The organism is Pectobacterium aquaticum (assembly GCF_003382565.3).
In the GTDB taxonomy this organism is placed as follows: domain Bacteria; phylum Pseudomonadota; class Gammaproteobacteria; order Enterobacterales; family Enterobacteriaceae; genus Pectobacterium; species Pectobacterium aquaticum.
The window spans coordinates 357586-372295 of the sequence record NZ_CP086253.1 but is presented as its reverse complement, the minus strand read 5'-3'; the positions used below and the strand labels follow the sequence as shown (position 1 = coordinate 372295).

Below are 14710 nucleotides of genomic sequence, written 5' to 3'. Positions count from 1 at the left end.
CATATCCGATTGAACAAGAGGAATAATATGGATATCAACAAAACCGCCGCCGCGCTCATCCCCCTTCTCGGCGGGAAAGAGAATATCGCCAGCGCGGCTCACTGTGCGACTCGTCTGCGTCTGGTACTGAATGACGACAATTTGGCTGACAAGAAAGCGATCGAGAACGTTGACGGCGTGAAAGGCTGTTTCCAGAATGCCGGACAAATGCAGATCATTTTCGGCACCGGGCTAGTCAACAAGGTGTATGCCGAGTTCATCAAAGTGGCAGGCATCAGTGAATCGAGCAAATCCGAAGCCGCCTCGATTGCCGCGAAAAAGCTGAATCCGCTGCAACGTCTGGCGCGCCTGCTGTCGAACATCTTCGTCCCCATCATGCCAGCGATTATCGCGTCTGGTCTGTTGATGGGACTGCTCGGCATGATCAAGACCTACGGCTGGGTCGATTCCAGCAGCGCGATCTTCGTCATGCTGGATATGTTCAGCTCCGCGGCATTTATTATCCTGCCTGTTCTAATCGGCTTTACCGCCGCACGGGAATTCGGCGGCAACCCTTATCTGGGCGCGACGCTGGGCGGTATCCTGACCCATCCGGCGCTGACCAACGCTTGGGGCGTCGCCGGGGGCTTCCAGACCATGCATTTCTTCGGCATGGACATCGCCATGATCGGCTATCAGGGCACCGTGTTTCCGGTCCTGCTGGCCGTCTGGTTCATGAGCATCGTGGAAAAGCGCCTGCGTAAAGTCGTACCAGACGCGCTGGATATCATCGTCACACCGTTCTTGACCGTCATCATTTCCGGCTTTGTCGCCATGTTGCTCATCGGTCCCGCTGGACGGGCGCTGGGCGATGGCATTTCTTTGGTTCTCAGCACATTGATTGCTCACGCTGGCTGGCTGGCCGGTTTACTGTTCGGCGGCCTCTATTCAGTTATCGTGATCACTGGCGTCCATCACAGCTTCCATGCCATTGAAGCTGGACTGCTTGGCAACCCGAATATCGGCGTCAACTTCCTGCTGCCGATTTGGGCGATGGCGAACGTGGCGCAGGGCGGCGCGTGTCTGGCGGTATACTTCAAAACGCGTGATGCCAAAACCCGAGCGATTGCCGTTCCCGCTGGGCTATCTTGTCTGCTAGGCATCACGGAAGCCGCGATATTTGGTATCAACCTGCGCTTCATTAAACCGTTCCTGGCGGCGCTGGCAGGCGGTGCACTCGGTGGCGCATGGGTGGTTTTCAATCACGTCAATATGACGGCCGTCGGGCTGACCGGTTTTCCGGGACTGGCGATTGTGCAAGGGGGCTCAATGCTTAACTACCTGATTGGGATGTTAATTGCGTTCGGGGCTGCCTTTATCCTTTCCTTACTGCTGAAATATAAAACGGATAGCGAATAATGAAGGAAGTCCACTTACTAAAGCGCATGGCGCAGGCCCTGATGTCAGGCCATTCACGGAAACAGGAAGATCCGTATCGCCCGGAATGGCATCTGTCTCCGAACGTTGGTCTGCTCAACGATCCGAATGGATTTATTCATCACAATGGGCGTTACCATCTGTTTTATCAGTGGAATCCTTTAGCCTGTGCCCACGGAGCGAAATTTTGGGGGCACTGGAGTTCCGCCGATCTGGTGAACTGGACGCATGAACCCGTCGCGCTGGTACCGAGCGAAAGCTATGAAAGCCACGGCTGCTACTCCGGTTCTGCCGTGGTGGATCAGGGCGCGATCACGCTGATTTACACCGGTAACGTCAAATATGATGACGGTTCACGTACCGCGTTTCAGTGCCTCGCCCGTGAGAACCCTAACGGTGAATATGACAAGCTGGGCGCGGTTCTGACGCTCCCCGACGGCTACACCGGCCACGTTCGCGATCCCAAAGTGTGGCGTCATGACGACCACTGGTACATGGTGCTCGGTGCACAGGATCTCGATCGACAAGGTAAAGTGCTGCTCTATCGTTCTGCCGATCTGCTGGCGTGGGAAAAGATCGGCGAGATCGCCGGTTCCCGTTTGGGCGGGCTCGGTGATTTTGGCTATATGTGGGAATGCCCAGATCTGTTCCCGTTGGATGGCAAAGACATACTGATTTGCTGTCCACAGGGCGTTCCCGCCGAAGAGGAACGCTACCTGAATACCTTTCAGGCTGGCTATTTCATCGGCTCACTCAATTACGAAAACGGCGCTTACCCGCATCAGGATTTCCACGAACTGGATCTCGGCTTCGAGTTTTATGCGCCACAAACCACGCTGAGTGAAGACGGGCGACGCCTGCTGTTCGGTTGGATGTCGATTCCTGACGACAATGAATTTTTTGAACCGACAATCGAACATGGCTGGCTCCATACCATGACCTGTCCGCGTGAGCTCACGCTGCATGACGATCGCGTTTATCAACGTCCTGCGCGCGAGTTGCAATTGCTGCGCAGACAGCATTGCGCCTGGCAGGGCGCCGCAGACTACGCGTCTCCGCTAGACGCTAGCAGCGCAGAAATTCTCATCACCGTGCAGGGAGAATTCCAGCTCAGCCTCACTTCCCAGTTGGTTCTCTGTTGGGACGGTGAACGCGTCACGCTAAGCCGACGTAACCGTCGTACAGGCGAGCCCGAGCATCGTTACTGGCGCGGCGTTCTGAACCAATTGCAGATCTTGTGCGATTGCTCCAGCGTTGAAATTTTTATCAACGACGGTGAAACCGTGATGTCTGCACGCTATTTCCCGGAAAGCGAGGCGATCATGACGTTCAGCGGCTCGGGGCAATTAACGCTACAGCACTGGCTGTTAGCGCCATGCGTGATAGAATAACGTCCCTTTTTTCTGATAGCAGACCTCGCGGTGAAACCGACTAAACGCATAACAATCAGTGATATCGCCGCGCTGGCTGGTGTATCAAAATCTACCGCCAGTCTGGTACTTAACGGGCGCAGCAAAGAGTTTCGCGTTTCTGATGAAACCCGCGACCGCATTTTAGCCGTCGCGCATGAACAACGTTATCAGCCCAGTATTCACGCCCGTTCGCTGCGTTCCTCACGCAGCAACACGCTGGGGCTGGTGGTGCCAGAAATGACCAACTACGGCTTTGCCGTGATTTCGCGCGAGTTGGAAATGCTGTGCCGTGAAGCGGGGCTACAGTTGCTGATTGCCTGCACCGACGAAAACGCCAGCCAAGAGATGATGGCGGTCAACAGTCTGGTACAGCGTCAGGTCGATGGCCTGATTGTCGCTTCCAGCCTGTTAAGCGATGTCGAATATCAGAAAATTAATCAGCAGTTGCCCGTCATACAGTTTGACCGAGTGATTGGTGATTCCACGCTGCCAATGGTGATTTCCGAAGCGGTAGAATCCACGGCGGAAATGGTCGAGCGTATCGCCCGTCAGCATCGTGATGAATTCTATTTCCTTGGCGGCCAGCCGCGAATCTCCCCAACTCGCCACCGTCTGGAAGGCTTCCAGCTTGGCCTGACGCGCGCGGGCATCGACTGCAAGCCGGAGTGGATTATTCACGGCAGCTACCACCCCAGCGCGGGTTATGAAATGTTTGCTCAGCTGTGTGCAACGCTGGGTCGTCCACCCAAAGCGCTGTTTGTTGCCGCCTGTGGCCTGATGGAAGGTGTCCTACGCTATATGAACCAGCATAACCTGATGGAAAGCGGCATACGGCTGTGCTGCTTTGACGATCACTATCTGTTTGATTGCTTACCGCTGAAGATCGATACCGTGGCACAGGATTGTGAAAATCTGGCGCGCAACAGCTTTGAGATGGTGACCAGCCTGATTGCACAACAGCCGCTTGAAGAAGATCGACGCTATATCCCGACGCGTATTCACTGGCGTCATCCTGATTCGCGAGCGTAGGCTAACGCCCAAATCATCTAGACGTAAACCTACAGACGTAAAAAAAGGAACGCGGTTTGAACGTTCACCCCGCATTCCTTCTTGAAACACAACCCGCTGCCGTTATTTAGCGGCAGCGGTTTCCGCACCGACCAGGCCGACCTTGAGGTAGCCCGCTTTACGCAGTGAATCCATTACGCTCATGATGGTTTCATAATCGACGCTTTTATCCGCCTGAAAGAAGATGGTCGTTTCTTTGTTAGCACTGGTTTTCGCATCCAGCACCTGCGCCAGCGACGGCTCGCTAACCACTTCTTCCCCCAGGAACATTTGCTTATCCGCTTTTACCGTAAGATAGAGCGGTTTTTCCGGTCGCGGCTGGGGTGCTGCCGATGAAGCAGGCAGATCGACACGAATGTCGACCGTCGCCAACGGCGCAGCCACCATGAAGATAATCAGCAGAACCAGCATGACGTCAATGAACGGCGTGACGTTAATGTCATGCATTTCACCGTCATCACTCACGTCCTCCTTCAAATGCATCGCCATGACTTAGCCCACCCGCAGTTTATGCGTAACTGAAGACGCTCGGTTATCGTTGCTGGCAGCCACGTCGAGATCGCGACTTTGCAGCAGCAGCACTTGTGCAGCCACATCGCCGACCATCGCTTTGTAGCCAGCAATCGAGCGAGCAAAGACGTTATAGATGACCACCGCAGGAATCGCAGCAACCAGACCGATCGCCGTTGCCAGCAGAGCTTCTGCGATCCCCGGCGCCACTACCGCCAGATTGGTGGTTTGCGTCTGTGCGATACCGATGAAGCTGTTCATGATGCCCCATACCGTACCGAACAGCCCCACGAACGGGGCAACCGCGCCGACCGTCGCCAGATAGCCGTTACCGCGCCCCATGTAACGCCCTGTAGCCGCCACGCGACGTTCCAGACGAAACGCGGTGCGCTCTTTAATTCCGTTGTTGTCATCAGAACGTGCGGAAAGCTCCAGTTCGTTCTGAGCCTCAACCAGCAGTTGCTGTGCGACGCTGCCAGCTTTGAACGCGTCCGCGGTTTCCAGCGCGTCGTCCAGTGTTTTCGCCTCTTCCAACGCCAGATACTCACGGCGCAGGCGGCGTTTCGCGCCAGCCATCTCAACGCTTTTACTGAAGAAGATCGCCCAGGTAATCACTGAGGCCAGCAGCAAACCGATCATCACCGTCTTCACCACGACATCGGCGTGCTGGTACATACCCCAGACGGACAAATCGGTTTTCATCAGGTTATTGGTGCCCGGTGCCGCACTAGCAGGCAGCGCAAGTGCTGATGCCGGAGCCTGTGCGTTGGTCGTCACAGGAGCAGAAGGGGACGCAGCAGCAGGTTGAACGGCTGGTGCTGCATTCTCTGTCGATAACGGTGCCGTTGCCGGAGCCGCAAACGCATTTCCACTTAGTCCTGCCGTACACAGCAGGATAACCAGCACGCTACGGGAAAATGCGCTGAACGCGCCACGTTTTTTTTGCCAGGTTGATAACACCTGTTGAGTTGTATTACTGACAGCCGTCTTCACGCTGTGCCTCCACCGTTCGTTCTGTACAATCATCTGTTCTGTACAATACCTGCACATACCCGCAGGTATAATGCCGCAATAACGCAGCCTGAAATGATACCAAACCCTGAACGAATTGATAGTCGTTCTCATTATTATTTACACCAGATAACACACTTTCCTTGCGTTTTGACAGGATTTCAGAGGGTATTGCTCGCACATCAGCAGGAAAAGCATAAGAACGACAAGAAGAAGAGCATTCAGGAATATATCCGGCGGGAGATCCCCCTAAAACACGGTGTGATAGCAAAGATTTTTACGATCGGCTTTTTGTGATCAACATTAAGTTATCACACCATTTCATGATGACTGGCGATAAGTTTACTGAAATAAACAGATACACAAGCGCATAATAAAGAAAACAAAAACAACAATTTACGTATACTCCTATAAGTCAAATAGGAATTAAGTCCATATAAAACAGTATTTCATATTAGCTTTTTCTTTTGTGACGCGAGTCATTCTACGAAGTTGTATAATAGGTTAGCTTAACTCGCAGAGAATGCTGACGTGTGCCACAATAATACGTAATAGATTTCCGTGTTCTCATCATTAAACCCGCTGCTCATTACTCTATTTTTCATGGGTTTATATTTTTAAATCACTATTTGATTATCGATAATATCACCCCACCTCTGGAGATAATTCAATGAAGCTGTCGAAAACATTGATCGGCGTTTGTCTGGGTTCTACTGCACTCCTGATGAGCCACGCGATTCAGGCACAACAAATTAAAGCCTCTGATGTCCACCCTGAAGGTTATCCGAATGTCGTCGCCGTTCAGAAAATGGGAGAGAAATTAAAAGCTGCCACAAATGGCAGACTGGAAATTAAAACCTTCCCCGGCGGAGTATTGGGTGATGAGAAACAAATGATTGAGCAGGCGCAGCTCGGTGCCATTGATATTATTCGCGTATCAATGACGCCTGTTGCGGCGATTTTACCGGAAATAGAAGTCTTCACACTGCCCTATATTTTCCGTGATGAAGATCATCTGCATAAAGTGCTGGATGGCCAAATCGGACAGGAAATTGGTGACAAGATTACCCAGAGCAGTAAATCAAAATTGGTTTTCCTGGGCTGGATGGACGCGGGAACGCGTAACTTAATCACCAAAGATCCGGTGGTGAAACCAGAAGACCTCAAAGGCATGAAAATTCGCGTACAGGGTAGCCCAGTTGCGCTGGCCACACTCAAAGCGATGGGGGCTAACTCAATCGCCATGGGCGTCAGTGAAGTCTTCAGCGGCATGCAAACCGGCGTGATTGACGGCACCGAAAATAACCCACCAACGTTTGTCGCACACAACTACCTGCCAGTAGCGAAAAATTATACCTGGAGCCGTCACTTCATTATTCCTGAGCTGTTCCTGTATTCCAAAGCCAAATGGGACAAGCTCTCCAAAGAAGATCAGGATCTTATCCTGAAGCTGGCGAAAGAAGCGCAGCAGGAACAGCGTGTACTGTGGAAGGAATATACGCAACAATCTCTGGATAAAATGAAAGCCGGCGGCGTTCAATTCCATGACATTGATACCGAGTATTATTTCAAAGCCACTCAGCCCGTACGCGATCAGTTTGGTGCCAAATATCAGGATCTGATTAAAGCCGTCGCCGACGTGAAATAACCGCTAAAAATACGGGTAAATCACGATGCATTTACCCGTTCTTATCTTCATCAGGTAAATAAGATGGCAAATAAATATATTTTAGCCATGGATATCCTCTATAAAATTGCTATGTGGGTATCTGGCCTTGCTTTACTCATCATGACTATAATTATTCCAATAGGCATATTCTCTCGTTACATCATGAATGAGGGGATATCCTGGCCAGAACCCATATCAATTCTTTGTATGGTGACGTTCACCTTTGTTGGTGCTGCCGTCAGTTACCGAGCCTGTACGCATATTGCTGTCACGATGTTAACCGATCGTTTACCAGAAACGATGAAAAAAGGCTGTGCTTTTCTAGCCGATCTTTTAATGATGTTAATTACACTATTTATTCTTTATTACGGCATTCAGCTTTGCCTTGAACTTTGGGAACAACAGGTTGCCGAATTTCCGTTATTAAGTGCTGGGCAAACTTATTTACCTCTTCCGATCGGTTCATTTATCACTTTTTTATTCATCATCGAACGCATTTGCTTTGGCCCACAGGATAAACGCCCTGTGGTCATAATGGGCAATGCCTAATCTGGAGCGAGTATTATGGATGCCTTTGTTTTACTTGCATCATTAGCGATATTGCTCGCCGTTGGTGTGCCCGTCGCCTATTCCGTTGGCTTGAGTGCCATTATCGGTGCCTTTTGGATCGACATTCCGCTGGAAGCGGTGATGATTCAAATCACCAGTGGAGTCAATAAGTTCTCATTACTGGCTATCCCGTTCTTTATTCTGGCTGGAGCCATTATGGCCGAAGGCGGCATCGCCCGCCGTCTGGTTAATTTTGCCTATATCTTCGTTGGCTTTATTCGCGGCGGCCTGTCGCTGGTTAATATTGTCGCTTCCACGTTTTTCGGTGCCATATCCGGTTCTTCGGTAGCAGATACAGCCTCGATTGGTTCAGTGATGATCCCTGAGATGGAGAAAAAAGGCTACCCACGTGATTTCGCTGCCGCCGTTACTGCCAGCGGTTCCGTTCAGGCAATATTGATCCCTCCCAGCCATAACTCCGTTATTTATTCACTGGCTGCTGGCGGTTCAGTGTCTATCGCTGCTTTATTTATCGCAGGCATTCTACCGGGTATTCTACTGGGTTTAACACTCATGGTCATGTGTGTAGGTTTTGCGCATAAACGGGGTTATCCAAAAGGCGAAGTGGTTCCCTTTCGTGAAGCGCTGAAAATCTTTGTTGATACCCTGTGGGGCTTGATGACGGTTGTCATCATTATGGGCGGAATTCTGTCAGGCATTTTTACCGCAACCGAGTCAGCAGCCATCGCCTGTCTGTGGTCCTTCTTCGTGACCATGTTTATCTACAAGGACTATAAGTGGTCTGAACTGCCTACGCTAATGTACCGCACAGTTAAAACCGTTACGATCGTGATGATCCTGATCGGTTTTGCCGCCGCATTCGGGGCCGTTATGACTTACATGCAGCTACCGAGCCGCATTACCGCGTTTTTCACCTCCATTTCGGATAACAAGTACGTCATCCTGATGTACATTAACATCATGCTGCTGATACTTGGCACGCTGATGGACATGGCGCCGTTAATCTTAATCCTCACTCCAGTACTTTTACCGGTAGCGGTATCACTCGGCATTGACCCTGTTCACTTCGGTATGATCATGATGGTGAATTTGGGCGTTGGCCTAATCACACCGCCAGTTGGCTCAGTATTATTCGTCGCCAGTGCAGTCAGTAAGCAGAAAATAGAACAGGTCGTTAAAGCGATGCTGCCCTTCTACTGCGGGCTCTTCTTTGTGCTGATGCTGGTCACCTATATTCCGGCCATCTCGCTCTGGCTGCCTAAGCTCTTTGGCGTCCATACGGGTTAACGCACGCCCCATTGCGCCATGTTGTTCGCAGCAATGCAAACAACATGGCGCTTTCCCGACATTTTCTGACCTGAAATATTTTCACCTACTTCCGACCTTCTCACCGCAGAACGGGCAGAAAGCCCGTTCTCCACGGGTATGCCAGCGGTGCGGCGCATTTTCCCGCCGTGACAAAACCCGCCCACACGCCGTCCAAGCCGTGATAACGTAGACCTCATCAATCGAACGCTTATACATCCAATCATGCCCCGCCCCACGATTCCCTCTGCATTCGCCGTTGGTAATCGTCGGTGTAGTGAGTCATCCGGCAGAACTGAACAGAAAAGGTGATAGTGGTTATGACAAGCAAAAAAACGGCAACAGTATTAGTCGCCGCAGGACGCAGCAAGAAATTCACCCACGGCTCCGTCAACCCCGTGATTCAGCGCGCGTCCTCTCTGGTATTCGATACCGTGCAGGACAAAAAAAACGCCACGATTAACCGAGCAAAGGGGGCGCTGTTCTATGGTCGCCGCGGTACGCTGACACACTTTTCGTTTCAGGAAGCAATGGTTGAGCTGGAAGGCGGCGCGGGCTGTGTGTTGTACCCGTGCGGTGCAGCGGCTATCTCTAACGCCATTCTTTCTTTCGTCTCAGCAGGCGATCATGTGCTGGTGACCGGTTCGGCCTATGAACCCACGCAGGATTTCTGTAATAAAGTTCTCAGCAAGATGAACGTCAGCACCACCTACTTTAACCCGCTGATCGGTGCCGATATTGCCGAGCTGATACAGCCCAATACCAAAGTGGTCTTTCTCGAATCGCCCGGCTCCATCACGATGGAAGTCCACGATGTGCCCGCCATCGTACAAGCCGTGCGCCGCATCAATCCCGACATTATTGTCATGATTGATAACACCTGGGCGGCAGGCATTTTGTTCAAGGCATTCGACTTTGATATTGATATCTCCATTCAGTCCGCCACCAAATATATTGTCGGCCATTCCGATGCCATGATAGGCACGGCAGTCGCTAACGAACGCTGCTGGGCGCAACTACGTGAACACTCTTACCTGATGGGACAAATGGTCGATGCCGATACCGCCTATGTCGCCAGCCGTGGCCTGCGCACATTGGGCGTTAGACTCAAACAGCATCAGGAAAGCAGCATCCGCATTGCGAAATGGCTAGCGGAACAACCCGACGTCGCAGTGGTTAACCACCCAGCCTTACCAGAGTGCAAAGGGCATGAATTCTACGTACGCGACTTTAAGGGCTGCAACGGCTTGTTCTCTTTTGTGTTGAAAGAGAAATTAAGCAAAGAAGCGTTGGCGCATTATCTGGATAACTTTGAGCACTTTAGCATGGCGTACTCTTGGGGCGGCTTTGAGTCGCTAATTCTGGCGAATCAGCCGGAAGATCTGGCCGCCATCCGCCCTGCTGGCGGCGTGGATTTTACTGGTACTCTTATTCGGTTACATATTGGACTTGAAGACAGTGACGATCTGATTGACGATCTGGCTGCGGGTTTCAGCAGACTGAGAACCTAGCAAGTCGTCAGCAGAATCAACGCAGCCAAACGACCTGCAGGAAACAAAATAGAGAAAGTGTGACGGCCATAAAACCGACGCGTCTTGATTTCCCCTGCGGCGCGGTGGGTAATGCGTTATGATAACCGTGAGTCAACGCTTACCAAAAAACTGCGTTACCTTAACCAAAATTAAGCATTAAGCCCTGTCGCATTCTCATCATGCGGCAAGGCATTTTGCCCATTAGGGCTTGATAGGCAGTAGATTTCAGGTAGCCCAGCGTTCCACGCCGCAGCCTGAGAGATAGTGAATATCGTCACTTGCGGGAAGTCATATGAGTGTGGTTCACGACATTATTCAGGCGCTCTGGCAGCAGGATTTTAGTGCACTGGCCGATCCCCACGTTGTTTGGGTCGTTTACGGCATTCTGTTCACGACACTGTTTCTGGAAAACGGTCTGCTCCCTGCCTCTTTTCTGCCCGGCGATAGCCTGTTGCTGCTCACGGGCGCCATGATTGCCAAAGGCGTGATGAGCTTTTTCCCTACAATGATTCTGCTCACCATCGCCGCCAGCCTCGGCTGCTGGCTCAGCTACCTTCAAGGGCGCTGGCTGAGTGATACGCGCTTGGTAAAGGGCTGGCTGTTACAGCTTCCCGCCCATTACCACCAGCGCGCCTATCATCTGTTCCACCAGCACGGTCTGGCGGCGCTGCTGGTTGGCCGCTTTTTAGCGTTTATCCGCACGCTGCTGCCAACGATGGCGGGCATTTCTGGGTTAAACAATACGCGCTTTCAGATTTTCAACTGGCTCAGTGGTCTACTGTGGGTTGGGGGTATTGTCACGCTCGGCTATGCGCTCAGCCACATTCCGCTAGTCAAACGCTATGAAGATCAGGTGATGACCGCGCTGATCCTGCTCCCGATTATTTTGCTGGTTAGCGGCCTGATCGGCATGGCTGTTATGGTGTGGCGCAAAAAACGTGCGGTCGCCTAATCGCGCAACGGCACGTTTTCTTCACGTCTTCAGCTTCCCTCAACCGCCATGTTACTGGCCTTTACTCTCGTGACTTCATCGCTTGGCGTCGCACCGAAATAGCGCTTAAATTCCCGGCTAAACTGCGACACGCTCTCATACCCTACGCGAGCTGCCGCAACGCCCGCTCTCAGCCCCTCGTTGATCATCAGAACCCGCGCTTTATGCAAGCGGTAGGATTTCAGGTACTGCAACGGCGATGTGTTGGTGACGGCCTTAAAGTTGTGATGAAACGCCGAGACGCTCATGTTCACTTCAGCCGCCAATTGTTCCACATTCAGGCTATCGGCATAGTGGTTTTCAATACGTCGCAGAGATTTTGCTATCTGGCTGAAATGCGTGTGCCGATTCACCAACGCCTGTAACGCCGCACCGCGTTCACCGCAGAGCATATGATAGATAATCTCGCGCACAATCGCTGGGCCCAGCACACGGGCATCACGCGGGTTATTCATCGCATCCAGTAGTCGTTCAACGGCACACAAAATCTCATCGGTCAGCGACACGCTGTTCACTCCACACGTGCAGGAACAGGGGCGGATCGCGCTGTCGTCGTCACCGATATCGATCAGTAAATCCTGAAGCATCTGGATATCAATACGAATCGCCATCCCGACCAGCGGGTGTTCAACGCTGGCTATCGTTTCACATTCGAACGGCAGCGGCACGGTCATCAACAGGTAGTTTTCTGGGTCATACTGGAACGTTTTCCCGCCCAGATAACCAATCTTTTGCCCCTGAAAAATGATGACGATCGTCGGTTCATACATCACCGGCACACGCGGATGGTGCTGTTCCGTATACAGAATTCTGACCTGCGGGACGAGCGAAGGCGTGGTCCAGCTTTTAGCTGAACAGCGTATTGCCTGCTGCACGATGCGCTGCCGCACGGTCTGCTGCTGTTCTACTGGATTCTGAACGTCTTGCTTCTGAACATCTTGTTTCTGAACAAGCTGCCCACATGGGTTTTCCGTCGACATGCTTTGGCTGTCCGTCAACATGTATGGGGTTTGCGTCAAAATGGTGTTCTCTCGCTACTAGTTCGTTTTTCCTGCCCGAAGCCTCTCTCCTGACAGAAGAAATAAAATGACATACTAGCGAGCTATTATCACCACTTTCTCCTACATTTTGGAGAAATAGGCAATAAGCAAACAGAAATGTGCATTGAACGTCTTACGTAGGTTGATGACAATATTGAGCATACCGTTATCCTTTCATCCCACGGGAAAAGATATGAATAAAACGATTGAGCTGTTCACCTCACACCGCAGTGAACGTAGCTATCTTGATAAAGCGATTCCCGATGATGTGCTGGATGCCATTATTCAGTCCGCCCATCTGGCACCGACGTCCGTAAACTCTCAGCAGGTCTCGCTCATCGTCACCCGCGACCCAGAACGCAAAGCACGCATTGCCGAATTGGCTGGCGGCCAGCCGTGGATTGCCCAAGCACCGATCTTCATCACCGTAGTACTGGACATGCATAAAACGCAGGTTGGGATTGCCATGAGCGACAAGCAGCAGCACGCGCATGAAAGCCTCGAAAGCCTGATTTCCGGCACAACGGATGTCGGCATCGCGCTCGGCACGCTGATGGCCGCCGCACGCTCGTTTGGGCTGGGCATCGTCCCGATTGGCGGTATTCGTCGCGAACCACAGGCGATGATCGACTTTCTGGGACTGCCTGAACTGACGTTCCCCGTTGCAGGCGTTGCGATTGGCTACGTGGATACCCCTGCGCATCAGAAACCGCGCCTGCCACTGAATTCCTTCCGCCATGATGAAACCTATCATCAGGACGTTCTGCCTGCGGCGATTGAGCAATATAACCACACGCTGGTGGCACACTGGCAGCAAACCGGCCGCGCAGACGGCGACAACTGGGGTGATAACACCGCCAGTTACTATCAGCACATCTACTTCCCGAAAGTTTTGCCCACGATCCTCCAACAGGGCTTTAAACTGGACAAATAACCTATGCTAAATTTCACACTCCATACCCCTACCAAGATTTTGTTTGGCGAAGGCCAGATTGCTGGATTAGGTAAAGAAATCCCTGCCGACGCCCGTATCCTCATCACCTACGGCGGCGGCAGCGTGAAGTACAATGGCGTACTGGATCAGGTCTATCGTGCCTTAGAAGGCCGTAATGTCCGTGAGTTTTCCGGCATTGAACCCAACCCGACCTACGAAACGCTAATGAAAGCCGTCGAGGTCGTCCGGGCGGAGAAGATTGATTTCCTGCTGGCGGTTGGCGGTGGCTCTGTGGTTGATGGCACGAAATTTATCGCTGCCGCCGCAGACTATCAGGCCGCACAAGACCCCTGGCATATTCTGCAAACCGGCGGCGCGGAAATCGATCGCGGCGTCGCAATGGCGGCGGTGCTCACCCTGCCAGCGACCGGTTCGGAATCCAACAACGGCGCGGTCATCACGCGCAAATCGACTAACGATAAGCTCGCTTTCCGCTCACGTCACACGCAGCCGCTTTTCGCCGTGCTCGATCCGGTCGTGACGTACACCCTGCCCGCTCGTCAGATCGCGAACGGCGTGGTCGATGCCTTCGTTCACACCGTTGAGCAGTACCTGACGTATTCCGTCGATGCCAAAGTACAGGACCGTTTTGCGGAAGGTTTACTGCTGACGCTGGTTGAAGAAGGCCCGCGCGCACTGGCTGAACCGGAAAACTACAAGGTCAGAGCCAATGTGATGTGGAGCGCCACCATGGCGTTGAACGGCTTGATTGGCGCAGGCGTGCCGCAGGACTGGTCAACCCACATGCTGGGACACGAATTAACGGCGCTGCACGGTCTTGATCATGCCCAGACGCTGGCTATCGTTCTGCCTGCCATGCTGGCGGCAAGAAAATCCCAGAAGCGCGACAAACTGCTGCAATACGCCGAGCGCGTCTGGAACCTGCGTGACGGTAGCGAAGATCAGCGCATCGACGGCGCGATTGCTGCCACGCGTGACTTCTTCGAGACAATGGGCGTGCCGACTCGCATGTCTGACTATCAGTTGGATGGCAGCGCCATTCCGACGCTGGTCGCCAAGCTCAACGAACATGGCCTGACTGCCCTGGGCGAGCACCGCGACATCACGCTGGAAGAAAGCCAGAAGATTTACGAGGCGGCACGTTAAGCCCCTCTAATCCCAATCATTCGAGTGACAGGAGAAAACGCTATCGGTTAAACCACGCCTATATCACGCGATATACCCTCAATGC

13 protein-coding genes are annotated in these 14710 nt (G+C 52.4%); 10 read left to right on the top strand and 3 right to left on the bottom strand.

Annotated features, from left to right (window positions below; genetic code table 11):
* Positions 1-27: 27 nt before the first annotated feature.
* The 3 genes from DMB82_RS01695 to DMB82_RS01685 are packed head-to-tail and all read left to right on the top strand — an operon-like array spanning position 28 to position 3857.
* Entirely contained in the window at positions 28-1398 is a 1371-nt protein-coding gene (locus DMB82_RS01695) for a sucrose-specific PTS transporter subunit IIBC (protein WP_107332206.1), read from the top strand.
* Positions 1398-2807, top strand: a complete 1410-nt coding sequence (locus DMB82_RS01690; RefSeq protein ID WP_116155965.1) for a sucrose-6-phosphate hydrolase — start codon at positions 1398-1400, stop codon at positions 2805-2807. The genes DMB82_RS01695 and DMB82_RS01690 overlap by 1 nt, the downstream gene beginning before the upstream one ends.
* A 30-nt stretch (positions 2808-2837) precedes the next feature.
* Positions 2838-3857: a LacI family DNA-binding transcriptional regulator gene (locus DMB82_RS01685; RefSeq protein ID WP_102117132.1), complete on the top strand. Its 1020-nt coding sequence runs from the start codon at positions 2838-2840 to the stop codon at positions 3855-3857.
* 102 nt (positions 3858-3959) lie between these two features.
* On the opposite strand, the gene exbD is transcribed toward DMB82_RS01685, so the two are convergent.
* Positions 3960-4385, bottom strand: coding sequence for a TonB system transport protein ExbD (gene exbD, locus DMB82_RS01680; RefSeq protein ID WP_102117131.1), 426 nt, complete (start codon positions 4383-4385; stop codon positions 3960-3962).
* 3 nt (positions 4386-4388) lie between these two features.
* The gene (gene exbB / locus DMB82_RS01675) at positions 4389-5399 is read right to left on the bottom strand and encodes a tol-pal system-associated acyl-CoA thioesterase (RefSeq protein ID WP_102117130.1); all 1011 of its coding nucleotides are present in this window, start codon (positions 5397-5399) and stop codon (positions 4389-4391) included.
* A gap of 688 nt (positions 5400-6087) precedes the next feature.
* On the opposite strand from exbB, the gene DMB82_RS01670 reads away from it, so the two are divergent.
* The 5 genes from DMB82_RS01670 (at position 6088) to DMB82_RS01650 (ending at position 11445) form a co-directional block, all read left to right on the top strand.
* Positions 6088-7065: a TRAP transporter substrate-binding protein gene (locus tag DMB82_RS01670; RefSeq protein ID WP_116163576.1), complete on the top strand. Its 978-nt coding sequence runs from the start codon at positions 6088-6090 to the stop codon at positions 7063-7065.
* A 63-nt stretch (positions 7066-7128) separates the two neighbouring features.
* On the top strand, positions 7129-7635 hold the full coding sequence (locus DMB82_RS01665) for a TRAP transporter small permease (protein ID WP_116155963.1): 507 nt from the start codon (positions 7129-7131) through the stop codon (positions 7633-7635).
* Between the two features lie 15 nt (positions 7636-7650).
* On the top strand, positions 7651-8943 hold the full coding sequence (locus tag DMB82_RS01660; RefSeq protein WP_116163574.1) for a TRAP transporter large permease: 1293 nt from the start codon (positions 7651-7653) through the stop codon (positions 8941-8943).
* 338 nt (positions 8944-9281) lie between these two features.
* The gene (gene metC, locus DMB82_RS01655; protein WP_116163573.1) at positions 9282-10472 is read left to right on the top strand and encodes a cystathionine beta-lyase; all 1191 of its coding nucleotides are present in this window, start codon (positions 9282-9284) and stop codon (positions 10470-10472) included.
* 313 nt (positions 10473-10785) lie between these two features.
* Entirely contained in the window at positions 10786-11445 is a 660-nt protein-coding gene (locus DMB82_RS01650; RefSeq protein ID WP_010297510.1) for a DedA family protein, read from the top strand.
* A gap of 29 nt (positions 11446-11474) precedes the next feature.
* Here DMB82_RS01650 and DMB82_RS01645 read toward each other — a convergent pair whose 3' ends face one another.
* A complete protein-coding gene (locus tag DMB82_RS01645; protein ID WP_116163571.1) occupies positions 11475-12485 on the bottom strand; it encodes an AraC family transcriptional regulator in 1011 nt (336 codons plus the stop codon).
* A 232-nt stretch (positions 12486-12717) separates the two neighbouring features.
* On the opposite strand from DMB82_RS01645, the gene DMB82_RS01640 reads away from it, so the two are divergent.
* Positions 12718-13458, top strand: a complete 741-nt coding sequence (locus DMB82_RS01640; protein WP_116163570.1) for an NADPH-dependent oxidoreductase — start codon at positions 12718-12720, stop codon at positions 13456-13458.
* A 3-nt stretch (positions 13459-13461) separates the two neighbouring features.
* Entirely contained in the window at positions 13462-14625 is a 1164-nt protein-coding gene (gene yqhD, locus DMB82_RS01635) for an alcohol dehydrogenase (RefSeq protein ID WP_116163568.1), read from the top strand.
* Positions 14626-14710 lie beyond the last annotated feature (85 nt).

Excerpts from the sequence above, each read along its gene's own strand:
- metC (WP_116163573.1), top strand. The coding sequence starts at position 9,282 with ATGACAAGCAAAAAAACGGCAACAGTATTAGTCGCCGCAGGACGCAGC.
- DMB82_RS01690 (WP_116155965.1), top strand. The coding sequence starts at position 1,398 with ATGAAGGAAGTCCACTTACTAAAGCGCATGGCGCAGGCCCTGATGTCA.
- DMB82_RS01645 (WP_116163571.1), bottom strand. The coding sequence starts at position 12,485 with ATGTTGACGGACAGCCAAAGCATGTCGACGGAAAACCCATGTGGGCAG.
- DMB82_RS01695 (WP_107332206.1), top strand. The coding sequence starts at position 28 with ATGGATATCAACAAAACCGCCGCCGCGCTCATCCCCCTTCTCGGCGGG.
- DMB82_RS01640 (WP_116163570.1), top strand. The coding sequence starts at position 12,718 with ATGAATAAAACGATTGAGCTGTTCACCTCACACCGCAGTGAACGTAGC.
- DMB82_RS01670 (WP_116163576.1), top strand. The coding sequence starts at position 6,088 with ATGAAGCTGTCGAAAACATTGATCGGCGTTTGTCTGGGTTCTACTGCA.
- yqhD (WP_116163568.1), top strand. The coding sequence starts at position 13,462 with ATGCTAAATTTCACACTCCATACCCCTACCAAGATTTTGTTTGGCGAA.
- DMB82_RS01665 (WP_116155963.1), top strand. The coding sequence starts at position 7,129 with ATGGCAAATAAATATATTTTAGCCATGGATATCCTCTATAAAATTGCT.
- DMB82_RS01660 (WP_116163574.1), top strand. The coding sequence starts at position 7,651 with ATGGATGCCTTTGTTTTACTTGCATCATTAGCGATATTGCTCGCCGTT.
- DMB82_RS01650 (WP_010297510.1), top strand. The coding sequence starts at position 10,786 with ATGAGTGTGGTTCACGACATTATTCAGGCGCTCTGGCAGCAGGATTTT.
- exbD (WP_102117131.1), bottom strand. The coding sequence starts at position 4,385 with ATGGCGATGCATTTGAAGGAGGACGTGAGTGATGACGGTGAAATGCAT.